At 74.5% G+C, this 16,331-nt stretch carries 14 protein-coding genes and 1 pseudogene; 12 read left to right on the top strand and 3 right to left on the bottom strand.

Annotation, left to right across the window (positions count from 1 at the left end; genetic code table 11):
- Positions 1 to 3 precede the first annotated feature (3 nt).
- Positions 4 to 1,032 carry a histidinol-phosphate transaminase gene (locus ACH4J0_RS01735; RefSeq protein ID WP_396235683.1) on the top strand — a complete coding sequence of 343 codons (1,029 nt, stop codon included), beginning with the start codon at positions 4 to 6 and terminating at the stop codon, positions 1,030 to 1,032.
- Positions 1,033 to 1,203: 171 nt separating this feature from the next.
- Here the strand turns inward: ACH4J0_RS01735 and ACH4J0_RS01730 are convergent, their stop codons facing one another.
- Positions 1,204 to 3,546, bottom strand: a complete 2,343-nt coding sequence (locus ACH4J0_RS01730) for an ATP-binding protein (RefSeq protein WP_396235682.1) — start codon at positions 3,544 to 3,546, stop codon at positions 1,204 to 1,206.
- Between the two features lie 205 nt (positions 3,547 to 3,751).
- On the opposite strand from ACH4J0_RS01730, the gene ACH4J0_RS01725 reads away from it, so the two are divergent.
- From ACH4J0_RS01725 to ACH4J0_RS01715, 3 genes are all read left to right on the top strand, one after another.
- The gene (locus ACH4J0_RS01725; RefSeq protein ID WP_396235681.1) at positions 3,752 to 4,285 is read left to right on the top strand and encodes a hypothetical protein; all 534 of its coding nucleotides are present in this window, start codon (positions 3,752 to 3,754) and stop codon (positions 4,283 to 4,285) included.
- A gap of 155 nt (positions 4,286 to 4,440) precedes the next feature.
- The gene (locus ACH4J0_RS01720) at positions 4,441 to 5,793 is read left to right on the top strand and encodes an MFS transporter (RefSeq protein WP_396235680.1); all 1,353 of its coding nucleotides are present in this window, start codon (positions 4,441 to 4,443) and stop codon (positions 5,791 to 5,793) included.
- Positions 5,794 to 5,888: 95 nt separating this feature from the next.
- Entirely contained in the window at positions 5,889 to 6,707 is an 819-nt protein-coding gene (locus ACH4J0_RS01715) for an SAM-dependent methyltransferase (RefSeq protein ID WP_396235933.1), read from the top strand.
- 30 nt (positions 6,708 to 6,737) lie between these two features.
- On the opposite strand, the gene ACH4J0_RS01710 is transcribed toward ACH4J0_RS01715, so the two are convergent.
- Positions 6,738 to 7,928, bottom strand: coding sequence for a CapA family protein (locus tag ACH4J0_RS01710; RefSeq protein WP_396235679.1), 1,191 nt, complete (start codon positions 7,926 to 7,928; stop codon positions 6,738 to 6,740).
- A gap of 258 nt (positions 7,929 to 8,186) precedes the next feature.
- Here ACH4J0_RS01710 and ACH4J0_RS01705 point away from each other — a divergent pair, with 258 nt between their 5' ends.
- From ACH4J0_RS01705 to ACH4J0_RS01670, 8 genes and pseudogenes are all read left to right on the top strand, one after another.
- The gene (locus ACH4J0_RS01705) at positions 8,187 to 8,828 is read left to right on the top strand and encodes a DUF4360 domain-containing protein (RefSeq protein WP_396235678.1); all 642 of its coding nucleotides are present in this window, start codon (positions 8,187 to 8,189) and stop codon (positions 8,826 to 8,828) included.
- 149 nt (positions 8,829 to 8,977) lie between these two features.
- Complete coding sequence (locus ACH4J0_RS01700; protein WP_396235677.1) at positions 8,978 to 10,645, top strand: purple acid phosphatase family protein; 1,668 nt, start codon at positions 8,978 to 8,980, stop codon at positions 10,643 to 10,645.
- 136 nt (positions 10,646 to 10,781) lie between these two features.
- Positions 10,782 to 11,003, top strand: a pseudogene (locus tag ACH4J0_RS01695) (hypothetical protein); the annotation flags it as partial.
- A 385-nt stretch (positions 11,004 to 11,388) separates the two neighbouring features.
- Positions 11,389 to 12,432, top strand: coding sequence for a beta-ketoacyl-ACP synthase III (locus ACH4J0_RS01690; RefSeq protein ID WP_396235676.1), 1,044 nt, complete (start codon positions 11,389 to 11,391; stop codon positions 12,430 to 12,432).
- Positions 12,433 to 12,558: 126 nt separating this feature from the next.
- Complete coding sequence (locus ACH4J0_RS01685; RefSeq protein WP_396235675.1) at positions 12,559 to 12,792, top strand: acyl carrier protein; 234 nt, start codon at positions 12,559 to 12,561, stop codon at positions 12,790 to 12,792.
- On the top strand, positions 12,792 to 13,760 hold the full coding sequence (locus ACH4J0_RS01680) for an alpha/beta fold hydrolase (protein WP_396235674.1): 969 nt from the start codon (positions 12,792 to 12,794) through the stop codon (positions 13,758 to 13,760). Before ACH4J0_RS01685 ends, ACH4J0_RS01680 begins: the two co-directional genes overlap by 1 nt.
- A gap of 699 nt (positions 13,761 to 14,459) precedes the next feature.
- Positions 14,460 to 14,981, top strand: coding sequence for a DUF6328 family protein (locus ACH4J0_RS01675; RefSeq protein ID WP_396235673.1), 522 nt, complete (start codon positions 14,460 to 14,462; stop codon positions 14,979 to 14,981).
- A gap of 143 nt (positions 14,982 to 15,124) precedes the next feature.
- A complete protein-coding gene (locus tag ACH4J0_RS01670) occupies positions 15,125 to 15,976 on the top strand; it encodes a DUF1906 domain-containing protein (RefSeq protein WP_396235672.1) in 852 nt (283 codons plus the stop codon).
- A gap of 46 nt (positions 15,977 to 16,022) precedes the next feature.
- Here ACH4J0_RS01670 and ACH4J0_RS01665 read toward each other — a convergent pair whose 3' ends face one another.
- Positions 16,023 to 16,325, bottom strand: a complete 303-nt coding sequence (locus tag ACH4J0_RS01665; protein ID WP_396235671.1) for a hypothetical protein — start codon at positions 16,323 to 16,325, stop codon at positions 16,023 to 16,025.
- Positions 16,326 to 16,331 lie beyond the last annotated feature (6 nt).

Raw genomic sequence — 16,331 nt, 5'->3', positions numbered from 1 at the left:
GACATGACCGACGCACCCACCGGCACCGCGCCGACGACCGCCCACCACCTGCTGGCGGGCAACGAGAACCCCTACCCGCCGCTGCCCGGCGTGCTGGAACGGGCCACCGCCGCCCTGCACACCCTCAACCGCTACCCCGACCCGGCCGCGGCCCGTCTGGTGGCCTCCCTCGCCGACCACCTGAACGTCCCGCCGGCCCATGTGGTGGTGGGCCCCGGATCGGTCGGCGTGCTGTTCCAACTGGTCCGATCGGCCGCCGGCCCGGGCGACGAAGTCCTGTTCGCCTGGCGCTCGTTCGAGGCCTACCCGGAGGCGGCCGACCTCGCCGGCGCGACCCCCGTCGCCATCCCGCTGGCCGACGGCGAGGTCCACGACCTCACCGCGATGGCCGCCGCCCTCACCCCCCGCACCAAGGTCGTCCTGGTCTGCAACCCCAACAACCCGACCGGCACCGCCGTCCCGCCCGCCGAGCTGGTGAAGTTCCTGGACGCGGTACCCGCCACCACCCTGGTGGTCCTGGACGAGGCCTACCGCGAGTTCGCCCCCGAGGACACCCCGGACGGCGTCGACCTCTACCGCACCCGCCCCAACCTGGTCGTCCTGCGCACCTTCTCCAAGGCCTACGGCCTGGCGGGCCTGCGGGTCGGCTACGCCGTGGCCCACGACACCGTCGCCGCCGCGGCCCGCACCGTCGCCCTCCCGTTCGGCGTCAGCCGGATCGCCCAGGACGCCGCCGTGGAGTCCCTCGCGGCCGGCCCCGAACTGCACGACCGGGTCCGCGGCCTGCTCGCCGAACGCACCCGGGTCCAGACCCTGCTGCGCGCCCAGGGCTGGCCCCTGGTGGAGTCCCACGCCAACTTCGTCTGGCTCCGCCTCGGCGAGCACACCTCGGCCTTCGCCGAGGCCTGCGCCGAGGCCGGGATCACCGCCAAGGTCTTCCCCGGCGAGGGCGTCCGGCTCAGCATCGGCGAACCCCTCGCCAACGACGCGGCCCTCACCGTCACGGCCGCCTGGCGCGCCCGCACCGCGTGACGAGCGGCTGGCCCTCTACGTCCGGACCGCCTGCACCGGGAGCGGCTGCCGCGGTAGCCCCGGGGCGACGATCCCAGCCCCAGCGCGTGGTCCTCGCCTGGTCCCGTAGCGCACGCGGAGCCCGCCGACCCGGTCGGCGGGCTCCGTCGCCGTACGGTCCCGCCGCGGCGTTCAGCGGGGCGGCTCCGGCGCGGGGTGGCCGTCCAGGCGGGCCCGGACGACGTCGGCGTCCCGGTGCTGGAGGTCCTCCAGGATGGCGAGACTGCGCAGCCAGGCCGCCCGTGCGGCCCCGACGTCGCCGAGCGCGAGGTGGGTGTCCCCGAGGTGGGTGTGGATGTCCGCCTGGAGGAAGTAGTCGCCGACCGCCACCCGCAGCCGCAGGGACTCGTGGTACGCGGGCAGCGCCTCGTGGTACTCGCCGAGGCGGTGGTGGATGAAGCCGATGCTGTCCCAGATGGACGACTGGCCGGGGAGGTTGCCGGCCTCCCGGGCCAGCTCCAGGGCGCGCCGGCAGTGCGGGAGCGCCTCCCGCAGCTCGCCCTGCTGGGCCAGGTACCAGCCGATGCTGTTGAGCGCGAGGGCCTGCCCGGACGGGTCGCCGATGGCCTCGAACAGCTCCAGGGCCCGGCGGGACTCGGCCACGGCGTCGGCGTCGGCGTGCTCCTCTCCGTGGGCGATCGCGAGGTCGAGCCGGGTCCGGCCCTCCCTCGGCCGGTCGCCGAGCGACTCGAACAGCTCCAGGGCCAGGCGCAGTTGGCGCTGGGCCTCGGGCTGGCGGCCCTGGGAACGGTGCACCTGGCCGAGCCAGCGGTGCGCGTGGGCCTGTCGGCCGAGGTCGCCGGTGCGTTCGGCGGCTGACAGCGCGGTCTCGCTCGCCCGCTGCCACTGCTGCCACAGCCCCGACTTGAGCAGGTAGGGCACCTGGGCGCCGACGAGCTGCCAGGCGTGGACGTCGGCTGCGCATCGGTGCGCCGTGTCGACGATCCGCTCCAGCACCGGCTGCTCCTCCCGGTACCAGTCGAGCGCCTGCCGCCGGTCGGTGAGTTCCTCGGGCGTCACCCCGGTGGCGGGCTCCGCGAGGTCGAACGCCTGCCAGGAGACGTCGTCGGCGTAGGCGAGGCGAGCGGCGCGGTGGGCGGTGTGGAGGTAGTGGTCGAGCATTCGCAGGGTCGTCGCGGCCCGCCCCTGCGGGGGTTCGAGGGCGGCCGCCTGCTCGGCGGCGTAGGCGCGCAGCAGGTCGTGGAAGGTGTACCGGTCGCGCTCCGGCGCGGTGATCAGATGGGCGCGGTGCAACTCCTCCAGCAGGGCGCGGGTCCGGGCCGGCGGCCGGCCCGCGAGGCTCGCTGCCGCCGCCGTGCTGATGGTCGGGCCGGGGTGCAGGCCGAGCAGCCGGAACAGGCGGGCGGCCTGCGGGGTCAGCGCGCGGTAGGACCAGGAGAGCACCACCCGGACGTCGGCGTGGCTGTCGCCGGCCGACAGGAGGTCCAGGCGCGCCCGGGAGTCGCGCAACTCGCGCGCCCACACCTCCAGCGGGGTGCCGGGGTGGTCGGCCGCCCGGGCGGCGGCGATGTTCAGCGCGAGCGGCAGCCGGGCGCACAGCTCGACCAGCTCGTCGGCCGCGTCATGCTGGCCGGCGACGGTCGCGGCGCCCAGGCGGCGGGCGAGCAGTTCCCGCGCTTCCGCGGGGGAGAGCACGTCCAGGGCCAGCGGGACGGCGCCGTCCAGGGCGACCAGCCCGGGAAGCCGGTTCCGGCTGGTGACCACGACCAGGCAGGTGTTCGAGCCGGGGAGCAGCGGGCGGACCTGTTCCGCCTCGCGGACGTTGTCGAGGACGATCAGCGTCCGGGTGCCCGCCAGCCTGCTGCGCAGCAGCGCGAGCTGCCCGTCCGGGTCGGCGGGGACGCGGAGGGCCGGGACGCCCAGCGCGTCCAGGAAGCCGCGGGCCACGTCGGCGGCGTCGACCGGGGCCCGGGCCGGGTCGAACCCCCGCAGGTTGGCGAAGAGCTGGCCGTCGGGGAAGCGGTCGGCCACCCGGTGGGCGAAGTGCACCGCCAGGGTGGTCTTGCCGACGCCCGCGGTGCCGGCGATGGCCGAGATGACGACCGCGCCGCAGCCGGGGGTCACGTCGACGAGCAGCTCGTCGAGCAGCCGGAGCTCCCGGGTCCGGCCGGTGAAGTGGCGGATGGCCATGGGCAGTTGCTGTGGGGCGGTGGGCCCGGTCGGGACCACCGGAAGGACGGCGGGGCCGCCCTCGAGTGACGGCGCCGGTACGTCCGGCCCACCCGCCCCGTCGGGCTCCGCGGACGGCCGGGCGGCGTCCGTGTCCCGCGCCGCCGCCAGCCACCGGGCCCGGGTCTGCGGGTCGACGCCGAGGGCCCCGGCGAGCCGGATCACCGAGGACATCCGCGGGCGTCGCCCGCCCGCCTCCAGGGCGCTGATCGACCGGGCGGACACCCCCGAGCGCTCCGCGAGTTCGTCCTGACTCCACCCCGCCGACAGGCGCCGTTCCCGCAACAGCGCAGCAAAGACCGCAGACTCCACCAGATCCCCCCGAGTCCCCTGCGATCCGCGCCGTCGCCCCGCCCGTCCGACCCGGATCGCGAACGAGCGTAGCCCGACGGCGCCCAAGTGTCAGGTCAACGTCGGGTCAACGTCGTGGTCAGCGGGGCGGTGCCGGGGCGAGGATGAACGTCCTACGGACCCGTCCGAGGAGGAACGATTGAACGCCCGCAGGCTTGCTTCGCGCCCGACCAGGGGCCTGGCCCGGGTCGTCGCCGTCGCCCTCACGGCGTTCGGAGCCGTCGGTACGGTCGGCGCCTCGCCGTCCACCCCGACCGCTGCCTCGACCGCCACGCCGACCTCCACGCCGACCGGCGCGTCGGCCCCGCCCGGCGCCGCCCTGGTCAAGGAGGTCAGCACCGACGACGGGATGCTGGCCGTCTACCGGTCGGGCGATCCGGCCGAAGCCTGCAACGGCGTCGACCCGAAGGTCTGCCTCGCGGTCTCCGGCAGCGGACTCGCCGTCAGCACCGTGGTGAACAGCACCTACTACGGTGCGGGCGCCTCGGCGGACCTCCAGATCAAGAGTCCGTCCGGGGCCGTCGTCGCGGAGACGAGTTTCTACGCGAGCGCCGGCGGCTGGTACAGCGCGACCTACGCCCCGGACGGCTACGTCGCCGCCGGTCGGTGGTGCGGCCTCAGCAACGCCAACGGCGGTGTGTACACCGGAACGTGCGTCAACGTGACCAACTGATCGGCCGGTCCGCCGGGCCGGTGGGCCGGTGGCGAGGCGCGGCAACGGGGGTACCGCGCCTCGCCGGGGCCCCGCGACGGCCGACCGCAGCCCGGCCGTCGCGGGGTTCACCGCCGCCGATTCCGCCGCAGGTGGAACGGTGCCATGCTGACGCCATGACTGATCACATCGATACCGCCCCGGCTCGTGACGGGGCGCAGGACGGGGGCCGGCGGCGGGAGTTGGCGGCGGCGACGGTGGGGTCGGTGGTCGAGGCCTTCGACTGGAACATCTACGCCGTGCTCGCGCCCTACTTCGCCGCCGACCTGTTCGGCCACGGCAAGGGCGGGGTCAGCGGCGTGCTCGCCGCGTACGCCACCTTCGCGGTCGGCTTCGTGGCCCGGCCGGTCGGCTCGTACCTGATCGGCCGGCTGAGCGACACCCGGGGACGGCGCTTCGCGCTCAGCCTGGGCATGGCCGTCATCGCCGCCGCGAGCCTGGGAATAGCCGCGCTGCCGGGGCAGCGGACGATCGGCGTCTGGGCGGCGGTGCTGACCGTCGTCGTCCGGGTGGTGCAGGGCCTCGCCTTCGGCGGGGAGGCGCCGAGCGTCGCCGCGTACGTGACCGAGACGGCCCCGCCCCGACACCGCTTCGCGTTCAGCGCGGTCTCCTACGGCGGGATCGTCCTGGGCTCGCTGCTCTCCTTCGGGGTGCTCACCCTGCTGATCCACACCGTCGGCAAGTCCGGCCTGGAACAGGGCGGTTGGCGCTGGGGCTTCCTGGTCGCCGCGCTGCTCGGGCTGGGCGCGGTGTGGGTGCGGCGGGCCGCGCCGGAGAGCGCCGAGTTCCACCGCGCCCGGGCCGGGGCGCGGCCGGGAGTGCGCCCGTCCTTCCTGCGCACTGTCCGCGACCACCGCTGGGCGGTGCTCACCGTCTTCCTCAACACCCTGGGCGGCACGGTCGGTTACTACTTCGCGCTGACCTACCTGCCGCAGTACGCCGCCGCCTACCACGTCATCGACAAGGAGCGGGCGGCCTCCTTCATGACGGTCGTGCTCGCCGTGGTCCTGGTCACCATGCTGCTCGTCGGTGCGGCCGCCGACCGCTTCGGCCTGCTGCCGGTCGCCCGGATCGGGTTCGGACTGCCGATCCCGATGGTCGGGATCCTGCTGGCCGGGCTGCGCGGGGGCTGGCTGCCGTTCCAACTGGTGGCCGTGCTGTTGGGGATGCTGGTGGCGACGCAGCTCGGCACCCTGAACGTCCTCACCGGTTCGCTCTTCCCGACCGAGGTGCGGTCGGTCGGCGTCGGCGTGGTCAACGCGACCACCATCGCCGCGTTCGGCGGCACCTTCCCGCTGCTCGCCGAGTGGCTGGGCCACCACGACGGCCTCGGGGTGATCCCGGTCTACGTCACGATCTGCCTCGCCGGACCGGCGCTGGGCCTGCTGACGGCCATGCGGGTGCCCTCGTTCACCGCCGCCCTCCGGAAGGCGGAAGCCGGGATTCAGCGGACAGCGGGAACCGCCTGACGGACGCTCACGTCCTGTGGTTGAGTGGTCCGGACCAGACGCCGGACGGGGAGGGCGAGGCGACAGTGGACAGCAACGAGCCGGACAGCTGGCTGATCGAGACGGACTTCGAGCAGCCGCCGCAGGTGGACCTGCGGACCGACCGGGCGCACTCCGCGCGGGTCTACGACTACCTGCTCGGCGGCAAGACCAACTTCCCGGCGGACCGGGAGGTCGGCGACCGGGTGCTCGCCGACCTGCCCGCCGCCCGGGCCGGGGCCACGGCCGCCCGCGCCGTGATGCACCGGATGGTCCGCCGGCTGGCCGAGCAGCACGGCGTACGCCAGTTCCTGGACGTCGGTACCGGCATCCCCACCGCGCCCAACCTGCACGAGATCGTCCAGGCGGTCGACCCGGCCTGCCGGGTGGTGTACGTGGACAACGACCCGATCGTGCTGGCCCATTCGCGCGCGCTGCTCACCAGCACGCCCGAGGGCCGCACCGCCTACGTCGAGGGCGACCTGCGCGATCCGGCGAAGTTCCTGGCCGACCCAGCGGTGGCCGCCACCCTTGACCTGACCCGGCCGATCGCGCTGACGCTGATCAACATCGTGCACTTCCTCTCCGACGAGGCCGCGCACCCGCCCGTCCGCGAGCTGCTGGACGCCCTGCCCTCCGGCAGCTTCATGGCCCTGACCGCGGGCACCGCCGACAACGCCCCGGAACAGGTCGCGGTCGGCGCGCGCCGCTACGCGGAGGCCGGGATAGAGGTGCACGCGCGCTCGCACGCCGAGGTGGAACGTTTCTTCGCCGGGCTGGAGCTGGACGACCCGGGCGTGGTCCTGATCAACCGGTGGCACCCGGAGCTGGGCGGGCCCTCGGGCCTGGCCGACGGCGAGGTCTCGGTGTACGGCGGCGTCGGCCGCAAGCCGTGACACCGGCCTCGGCCACCCGGGCGGCCACGCCTACCGCGGCGCCACGGCCAGCCCCGCCGAACCGGCGCCGCGGCTGAGCACCACGGTGCGGATGTGCTCCAGCGCGCGGGCCCAGTCGGCGCGGCCGGGGTCGCGACGGACGGCCTCGCGCAGGTCGAGCACCCGGTAGGGCGGGCCGAGGTCGGTGATCTGCGGTACGAACTCGGCCCGGCTCACCGACCACCGCTGCCCGGGAGCGGCCGGCGGGCTGACGGTGAAACGGGCGATCGAGCTCCAGTTGCCGCGCGGATCCTCGGCGCCGTCATAGGTGAACATGTGCCCGGCGAGCTGGTCGCCGAGCCCGTACACCGTCCAGGTGTCGCCGATCTTCTCGTAGGCCTGCGGGATGTGGGCGTGGGTGCCGAGGATCAGGTCGACGTCGGGCCGGCCCGGGCCCTGCCCGGCGGCGGACAACTCCCGGGCGAGGGTGAGCTGCTGCTCGTTGGGCGTGTCCTGCCACTCGGTGCCCCAGTGGATGCTGACCACCACCAGGTCGGCGCCGTTCGCCCGGGCGGCGCGGGCGTCGGCGAGGATCCGGTCCCGGTCGATCAGGTTGACTGCCCAGGGCTCGTCCTCGGGCAGCGGGATGCCGTTGGTGCCGTAGGTGTAGGCGAGGTGGGCCACCGTCGCACCGCCGGCCCGCAGCAGCGCGGGCCGTCCGGCCTCCTCGGCGGTGCGGGCCGAGCCGGTGTGGGCGAGGCCGACGGCGTCCATCGCGTCCAGGGTGCGGCGGATGCCGGCCGGGCCGTCGTCCAGGGTGTGGTTGGAGGCGGTGTCGCAGGAGGCGTACCCGGCCTCCTTGAGCGCCTTGGCGACCTGTGGCGGGGACTTGAACGCCGGGTACCCGGTGTACGGACCGCCGTCCGCGCCGTAGACCGTCTCCATGTGGCAGATCGCCAGGTCGGCCGCGCCGATCAGCGGTCTGACGCCGGCCAGCATGGGGCCGAAGTCGTAGCCGGAGCCGCCGGCGTCCTCCTTGGCCTGCTGGATGATCTCGGTGTGCGGCAGCACGTCGCCGGTGGCGAGCAGGGTGAACGCCCGCGGCCCGGTCGGGCTGGGGGTCGGCGTCGGCGCGGCGCTGCCGGGGGCGGCCTGCCCGGACGGGTGCAGGGCGCTGCAGCCGGGGAGGGCGAGCAGCAGGGCGAGGGCCGTGACGGCGGTCCGGCGGCGGGGGAGGGGCATGGTCGGCTCGTCTCACGATCGGAAGGTATGACCAACCCTCCGACTATGCGGGCGCCCGCTTCACGGGTCGTCGGCCCCACGCCCGCAGGTCACCCGGGGGGCTGCCGCTCCCGCCGGTAGTGACCATGGGTGACCCCCTGTACACGGTCCGCTCGATGTGCTGACATATCCACGTCAATTCTGACGAGGGGTCGCGCGGGAAACGCCCGGACCGCGCCGCGCCGCCCCTGCCTCCGTGGACGATCGAAGGGGAAGCCCATGCTGCTCCGCACCCTGGCCGCCGCGGCCGCCGTCTCCGCCGCAGTGGTCGGCTCTCCGGCCTTCGGCGGCGACTCGCTGCCCACCCCGCCGGACCGGATCGTCATCGACGTGGCGACCGTCAACGGCTCCGGCTGCCCGGTGGGATCGGCCGCGGTGGCCGTGTCGCCGGACAACACCGCCTTCACCGTGACGTACAGCAGCTACCTGGCCCAGGTGGGAGTGGGCGCGAAGCCGACCGACTTCCGGAAGAACTGCCAGCTCGACCTGCGGGTGCACGTCCCCCAGGGCTTCACCTACGCCATCGCCTCCGCCGACTACCGCGGCTTCGCCCACCTGGAGAACGGGGCGAGTGGCGTCGAGCGGGCCAACTACTACTTCCAGGGGGACTCCGGGACGACGTACCAGAGCCACCGCTTCGACGGCCCGACGGACGACAACTGGCAGGCGACGGACTCCGTCGACGTCGCCGCCCTGGTCTGGGCCCCCTGCGGCGAGGAGCGCAACTTCAACATCAACACCGAACTGCGCGTCGCCGGCGGCACCTCGGACCAGGCCCACACGACCAGCTTCATGACGATGGACTCGACCGACGGCAGCATCAACACCGTCTACCACCTCGCCTGGAAGCAGTGCCCCTGATCCGCGAGCGCGCCCGGCCCCGGCGGTGCCCCGGCCGCCGGGGCCGCGGCGTGTCCGGAGGTGAGCGTCCGTCAGAAGACCCTCGCCTTTACATGCACATGTCGTTACAGTGCTGCGGGTCCGAACCCCCACTCGGCAGACGGAGCACCATGACCATCGCACGCAGGTCCATCCTCAAGGGCACATCGGCGGCCGGAGCCGCCCTGGTCGCCGGCGGCGCGGCCGTCCAACCGGCCACCGCCTCCGACGGACCGACCGACCGGAACACCGACGGGCCCACCGACGGGCCCACCGACGGGCCCGCGAGCCCGTTGCTCCAGGCCCGCCCGCACCGCATCGGCACCCCCAGCGTCAGCGGCCTGCACCTGCAGTTCGGCACCGACCCGGCCACCGAGATGACCGTCTCCTGGATCACCCCGCAGTCCGTCCGCCGCCCGCAGGTCAGGCTCGGCTCACCCGGCGGCGGCCTCGGCAAGGTGACCGAGGCCGAGACCCGCACCTACCGCGACGCCCTCGGCAAGGACGAGGTGTACGTCCACCACGCCAGGCTCACCGGCCTGCACCCCGGCACCACGTACCTCTACACCGCCGGACACGACGGCACGAGCCCCGAGACCGGCAGCTTCACCACCGCCCCGCGCGGCCGCACTCCCTTCACCTTCACCAGCTTCGGCGACCAGGCCACCCCCAACCTCCGCCGCCACCTGGTCTTCCCCGACGGCACGCCCTCACCGCTCGGCAAGTACCCGGTGTTCACCAGCAGCCAGGTCGGCACCCCGCACTCCGCCGACATCGTCGCCGCCGTCGAACGCGTCGGCCCGCTGTTCAACCTGGTCAACGGCGACCTCTGCTACGCCTCCTACAGCGGCCGCCACGGCAGCAGCCGCACCGCCACCTGGGCCGACTGGTTCATCAACAACAGCCGCTCGGCCCGGCTGCGCCCCTGGATGCCCTGCGCCGGGAACCACGAGAACGAGGGCGGCAACGGCCCGATCGGCGCCGCCGGCTACCAGACGTACTTCACCCTCCCGGACTCCACCGCCGACCGCGACCAGGAGACCCGGGGCATGTGGTACGCCTTCACGGTCGGCTCGGTGCGCTTCATCAGCCTCGCCAACGACGACGTCGCCATCCAGAACTCCGGCGAGACCTATCTGCGCGGCTACTCCGGCGGCGCCCAGCAGCGCTGGCTGGAACGGGAGTTGCGCACGACCCGGAGCAACCGGGCGATCGACTGGATCGTGGTCTGCATGCACCACCCGATGATCTCCAGCTCCAAGCACGGCTCCGGCAGCGACCTCGGCGTCCGCGAGGCCTGGGGCCCGCTGTTCGACGCCTACGGGGTCGACCTCGTGGTCAGCGGCCACGAGCACTACTACGAGCGCTCCCACCCTGTCCGCGGCACCCTGCCCAACGACACCCGCACCCCGGTGCCCACCGGTACCGACCCCCGCCTCGCCGACACCGGCCGTGGCACCGTCCACATGGTCATCGGCGCCGGCGGCAACGCCGCCACCACCCAGGACGACCTGTTCGAACGCCCCCAGGGCCGGGTGGTCATCGGCCTGGAGGACAAGCCGGCCCCCGGCGCGCCCTACCGGGAGTCGATCTGGCTCACCGAGGACGCCCCCTGGGCCGCCTACCAGGACCGCACCAACACCCACGGCTTCGCCGCCTTCGAGGTCGACCCGGGGGACCGGCGCGGCGGCACCACCAGCATGCGCGTCACCTACTACACCTTCGACGGCCCGCACGCCGACCTCACCCCGGTCGACACCTTCACCCTCCACCGCCGCCGCACCGACGGCCGCGACTGACACCGGGGGGCGGGATGCCCGGCAGGTGCCCCCGCCGCGAATTCCCGCCCCACCCCCGGGTAGGCGCGTCCACGCACCCGGGGCCGCCGGCCGTCGGGGCCGGTGCGCGCAGGGGCGCGGAAGGAGCGTCGCGATCATGAACGAGGAGACCGGCCACGTCACCGGCACCAAGGACAAGGACTACAACCTGCTCTGGTACGTCGAGGCCTGCCTGAGCAACGCGCTGCGCATGGAGACCTACCTGGAGGACGCCGAACGGGAGGGCGACGACGAGGTCGCGGAACTGTTCCGCAAGGCACAGGCCGACAGCCGCAAGGGCGCCGAGATGGGCAAGCGGCTGCTCGCCGCCCGCCTGAGCGCCACGGGCTCCGGCACGAGGGGCACCCCCACCGCCCCGGGCAGCGAGACGGGCAGCGGCGAGGGCAACGCCACGGTCCCCGGCGAGGCAGCCGGAACCGGTGGCTCCCCGGCGCCCGTCGGTGACCCGGGCGCCCTGCCCCAGGACCCGGGGACCCCGTAACCGCCCCGCCCGCGCGGCGGCCCCGGTAGCACGGGATCGGGCCCGGTGCACCCGACGCACCGGGCCCGATCCGCCGTTAGGGCGACAGCGGCCCCTTCCCGGTGTGGCTCCGGGACCGCCGTCAGGAGCGCTCCTCTATGAATTGACGGGCGGGTCCGGCCGGTACGGCAGCGGCGCGGACGCCGCCTTTCCGACGTGCGCGTGTCCGACCGAGGGAGCTCCCGTGACCGACACCCCCTGTGCCACGGACCGCGGCCGCGGCGCCGCCGCCGTCCTGACCGGGCTGGGGGCGTGGCTGCCGCCGCGCCGCGTTCCCAACAGCGCGCTGTGCACCCGCATCGACAGCTCGGACCAGTGGATCCGCGAGCGCATCGGCATCGCCGAGCGCCGGATCGCGGAACCGGACATCGCGACCGGGGACATGGCGGTGGAGGCCGGAGCGCGGGCCATGGCCTCCGCCGGGATCGGCAGCGTGGACGCGCTGGTCCTGGCCTCGAACACCCCGGACCGGCCGTGTCCGGCCACGGCGCCATGGGTCGCCCACCGGCTGGGCCTGCCCGCCGTTGCCGCCTTCGACGTCATGGCCGGCTGCTCCGGTTTCGTGTACGCCTGCACGGCCGGCGCCGGTCTGATCGCCTCGGGCACGGCACGCCGGGTCCTGGTGGTCGGCGCCGAGACGATGACCTCCCTGGTCAACCCGCTCGACCGGGCCACCGCCCCGATCTTCGGCGACGGGGCGGGCGCCGTCGTCCTCGAAGCCGGCCCGCCGCACGCCGAGGGCGCCCTCGGGCCCGTGGTGTGGGGCAGCGACGGCTCCCTCGCCGACGCCATCGCCGTTCCCGCGGGCGGTGCGCGCGAGCGCCACCGGCGGAACCGGACGGCACCCGAGGAGCACTTCGTGCACATGAGCGGCAACGAGGTCTTCCGGCACGCGGTGCGCCGGATGACGGCGGCCGCACGGGAGGCGGCCGCCCAGGCCGGCTGGTCACTCCGCGACGTCGACCGGCTGATCGCCCACCAGGCGAACCAGCGCATCACCGCCACGGTCGCCGACATGCTGGAGATCCCCGCGGCACGCGTCCCGTCGAACATCGAGGAGGTCGGCAACACCGCGGCCGCCTCCGTGCCGCTGCTGCTGGCCCACGCCGCCGAGCAGGGGGAACTGAAGCCCGGTCACCGAGTGCTGCTGGTCGCCTTCGGCAGCGGCCTGGCCTGGGCGGCCACCACGCTGGTGTGGCCGGCCGGCCTCAGCGCCCGTCTGTCCTGACCCCGCCCGCCCTGCTCCCGCCCCGTCCTGCCCCCGGCTGCCGCGCCCCGCCGCCGCGCCCGCCCGTCCACGTCCCTCGGCCGCCGCGTTCCGAGCCGGCCGTCTTCCCACCGGAGGGAATCGCGCATGACGTTCGACGAAATCAAGGAGATCCTGACGGACAGGTGCGGCCTGCCGTCCGCGCCCCTCACCCCCGAGGCCCCCCTCGCCAGCGCGGGCGTCGACTCCATGGCCCTGGTGGTGCTCTCCATCCACCTGGAGGACCGCTTCGGAGTGGAGATCAGCGAGGACCAACTGTCCGCCGCGACCTGCGTGGACGACATGGCCAAACTCATCAGCCGTCACGCGGTGGGCCGTTGATGACCCACCTGTCCCCGCCCCGCCCCGCCGGGGACACCACCCCCGTCGAGGAACTCCACCACCTGCGCTGGCAGGGCATGAAGTACGTCTGCCGGATCGTGCACACGGACCCGGGCGCCGGGCACTGGCGCGGACCGCATCCCGTGCCCGAACCCCTCCTGCTGCTCGGCGGCGCGCTCCAGGACATGTACGCCTGGGGCCGCCTGGAGCGGCGCATCGCACCGCACACCCCGGTGATCCTGGTCGACCTGCCCGGCACGGGCACCGCGGACGACCTGCCCGAGGAGGAGGGGTTCGACACGCTGGCCGGCGCGGCCCTGCACCTGCTGGACGCCCTCGGCCTGGACCGCGCCAACGTCCTGGGCGCCTCCTACGGAGCGCCGATCGCCTACCGGATGGCCCAGCGCCGCCCGGACCGGGTCAGCCGTCTGCTGCTGTCCGGCGCCACCCACCGGGTCACCGGCACCATGCGGGGGTTCCTGCGGGAGGCCGTCAGCCACATCGAAGGAGTCGCCCCCGGACCGGGCGAGTCCCTGGACGACGCGTGCCCGGTCATGGGCCCGTACGCCGACCGCCTGGTGCGCTACCTGGTCAACACCGACGAGCACCAGCGCGTCCAGCAGTCGGCGGCCGTGCAGCGGCTGCTGCTCAAGCAGGCCCTGCGCACCACGTGGCGCCAGGCCCGGCGCCACGCGGCGTGCCACCGCCGCGTCCTGGAACCGACCCTCCTGCCGCGCGGCGGCGTCACCGGCGTCCCCGCGCTGGTGTTCACCGGGGAGCACGACGTCACCACCTCCCCACGGCAGAACCGCGACGTCGCCCGCACCATCGCCGGCTCCACCCTGGTCCTGCTCAAGGACGCCGACCACATGGCCCACCTGGAACGCGACGCCGAGTACGCCCACCTCGTGCTCCGGTTCCTGCGCGACGAACCGCTCAACGGCCTGGACTTCGCCTACACCGCCTGACCCCGGACGCGAGAGGGAACCCGTGCCCAGAACACCCACCCGCCCGTGGCACCAGTGGCGCGCCGCGACGGAGCTGACCACCGGCCCGTCCGACGACGTGGAGAACGCCAGCAGGCGCTTCCTCCTCTACGGCGTGCTGCCCCTGTGGTTCGCACCGGCCGTCGGCGACTGGGCCATGCACCGCCGCTCGCACATCGAGGACACCAATGGCCTGCGGGAATCACTCGTGCACGCGCTGATGATGGCCGAAGCGGGCACGCCCGTCGTCCTCGGCCTGGTCGCCGGGATCAACCCGCTGGTCCTCGCCACCATGGGTGCCGCCGCCCTCGCCCACGGCGCCACCGCGCTGTGGGACGTCACGGTCGCCACCGGCCGACGGGACGTCACCCCGCTAGAACAGCACGTCCACAGCTTCCTGGAGGTGCTCCCGCTCACCGCCGCGCCTTCACCGCCTGCCTGCACTGGGGCCAGGTCCGCTCCCTGGCCCGCGGCGGCGACACCCGCCGGGCCTGGCGCCTCAACCCCAAGCCCCACCCCCTGCCGGCCCGGTACCTGGCCGGCTTCGCCGCCGCCACCGCGGCCTTCGTCGCCCTGCCGTACAGTGAGGAACTGCTGCGCTGCGCCCGCGCCGCGCGCCGCCGGGCGGCGGCCTGACGGCCGATGGCGTGACAACCGTCCGACCGCAGGAGGATCCGGCGCATGCCCGCCCAGTCCGACCGCCCCGCACCGGGCCGCGACGAAACCCCCGAGGAACGCGCGGACCGTCTCTGGACCGACATGCTCCAGGAGGTCCGCGTCTGCCAGACCGGCGCGCAGATCCTCTTCGGGTTCCTGCTCAGTGTCGTCTTCACCCCCCGCTACCGCGGCCTGCCGGCCTTCGACCACGACCTCTACGTCGCCACCGTGTTCCTCGGAGCCCTCGCCACCGGCACCCTGATCGCCCCCGTCGCCTTCCACCGCTTCCTGTCCGGCCGGGGCATGAAACCGGAACTGATCCACGTCGCCCGGCGACTGATCGCCGCCGGACTGGTCCTGCTCGCCCTCACCATCACCGGGGCCCTGCTGCTCCTGCTGCGCACCGCCACCGACCTCTCGACCGCCGCCTGGGTCCTGACCGGCATCACCCTCGGGTGGTTCGCCACCGGCTGGCTGCTGCTGCCCTGGTACGTCATGCGGCGCGGTTCCCGCCGGGACGCCGCGCGGCGTCGTACGGAACGCTGAACCCGCACGGGCCGCCCGGCGGTGCGCACCCGCTGCGGTGCGGCGGAGCGGATCGGCGGTGGTGTCACGATTCCGGGTGAACGGGCGCGGCGTGTCGGTGCGGTGGGCCGCCGACCGCCGGGGCGGACGGCTAGGACGGGGGGATGCGTCTTCTTCCCCTGACCGCGCTGCTCGCGGTCCCGCTCGTCCTGTTCCCCGCCGCCGTCCCCGCACAGGCGTCCCCGCTCGTCCGTCCCCGGCCCTTCGCCGCCGCGCCGCCCGACGGTTCGTCGGAACCGCCGCCCGAGTACCGGTACACCGGGGCCGGGTTCGACGCCTGCTCGGCTCCGCCGGCGGAGGCCCTGGACGTCTGGCGCACCGCGTCGCCGTACGGTGCGGTGAACATCTACAGCAGCGGCAGTCAGCGCGCCTGCGAGCAGCCCCGGCTGACGCCCCAGTGGGTCGCCTCGGTCCGGGCGATGGGGTGGAAGCTGGTGCCCACGCACGTCGGGCTCCAGGCGCCCTGCGCCGAACGCCCGGACAAGCCGTTGCGGATCGATCCGGACCGAGCCGAGGAGCAGGGCGGACAGGAGGCGGGCGAGGCCGCGGCGGCGCTGGGGGAGCTGGGCCTGGGGCCGGGCAGCCCGGTGTACCTCGACATCGAGTCCTACCCGGTGGGCGACGCGGTCTGCAGCCGGGCGGTGGTCGACTTCACCGTCGGCTGGACCAGGGCCCTGCGGGCGGCCGGATACCGGTCGGGCTTCTACTCCAGCATGAGTTCCGGCATCGCGGACCTGGTCGCCGCCGCCCGGGCCGGCCGGGCCCCGCTGCCCGACGCCATCTGGTACGCCCGCTGGGACGGGCGCCCCACGACCACCGGGCAGCCCGGGCTGCCCGACGACCTGTGGGCCGGCCACCGCATCCACCAGCACCGGGGCAGCGCCGACGAGACCTACGGAGGGGTGACTCTCAGCGTCGACCCCGATGCCCTGGACGGACTGGTCGCCGGCCCCTGAGCCGTGACGAGCCGTGACGATCCGGATGCCACCCCCGGGGGCAGGACTACCCGGGGGTGGCGTCGTCCTCGGCGGCGGGCGGCACCGTGCGCCGTTCGGCGCTGCGGCAGGTCCCGCAGGCGTTCCAGTACGGCCAGGGCCGGCCGTCGATGGTGGTCCGGTGGGGTGCGAGCGTCATGTCGGAGGTGTTCCGGCCGCACAGGGTGAGCGGTCCGCAGACGCCGGAGGCGTCGGCGGGCGCGGTGTGCGCGAGGCGCACCGGGTCCTCCGGGGCCGCGGGCTCCTGGTCGGTGCCGAGGAGCCGGACATTGGCCGGAGTGTCGGTTTCGAGCACGGTGACGGTGTCCATCTCCCC

It is taken from the genome of Kitasatospora sp. NPDC017646, assembly GCF_044329365.1.
Lineage (GTDB): Bacteria > Actinomycetota > Actinomycetes > Streptomycetales > Streptomycetaceae > Kitasatospora.
Note: the sequence above shows the minus strand (reverse complement) of the source record. Positions and strands in the feature narration are given on the sequence as shown.

Excerpts from the sequence above, each read along its gene's own strand:
- ACH4J0_RS01735 (WP_396235683.1), top strand. The coding sequence starts at position 4 with ATGACCGACGCACCCACCGGCACCGCGCCGACGACCGCCCACCACCTG.
- ACH4J0_RS01720 (WP_396235680.1), top strand. The coding sequence starts at position 4,441 with ATGACTGATCACATCGATACCGCCCCGGCTCGTGACGGGGCGCAGGAC.
- ACH4J0_RS01710 (WP_396235679.1), bottom strand. The coding sequence starts at position 7,928 with ATGCCCCTCCCCCGCCGCCGGACCGCCGTCACGGCCCTCGCCCTGCTG.
- ACH4J0_RS01705 (WP_396235678.1), top strand. The coding sequence starts at position 8,187 with ATGCTGCTCCGCACCCTGGCCGCCGCGGCCGCCGTCTCCGCCGCAGTG.
- ACH4J0_RS01700 (WP_396235677.1), top strand. The coding sequence starts at position 8,978 with ATGACCATCGCACGCAGGTCCATCCTCAAGGGCACATCGGCGGCCGGA.
- ACH4J0_RS01685 (WP_396235675.1), top strand. The coding sequence starts at position 12,559 with ATGACGTTCGACGAAATCAAGGAGATCCTGACGGACAGGTGCGGCCTG.
- ACH4J0_RS01680 (WP_396235674.1), top strand. The coding sequence starts at position 12,792 with ATGACCCACCTGTCCCCGCCCCGCCCCGCCGGGGACACCACCCCCGTC.
- ACH4J0_RS01675 (WP_396235673.1), top strand. The coding sequence starts at position 14,460 with ATGCCCGCCCAGTCCGACCGCCCCGCACCGGGCCGCGACGAAACCCCC.
- ACH4J0_RS01670 (WP_396235672.1), top strand. The coding sequence starts at position 15,125 with ATGCGTCTTCTTCCCCTGACCGCGCTGCTCGCGGTCCCGCTCGTCCTG.
- ACH4J0_RS01665 (WP_396235671.1), bottom strand. The coding sequence starts at position 16,325 with ATGGACACCGTCACCGTGCTCGAAACCGACACTCCGGCCAATGTCCGG.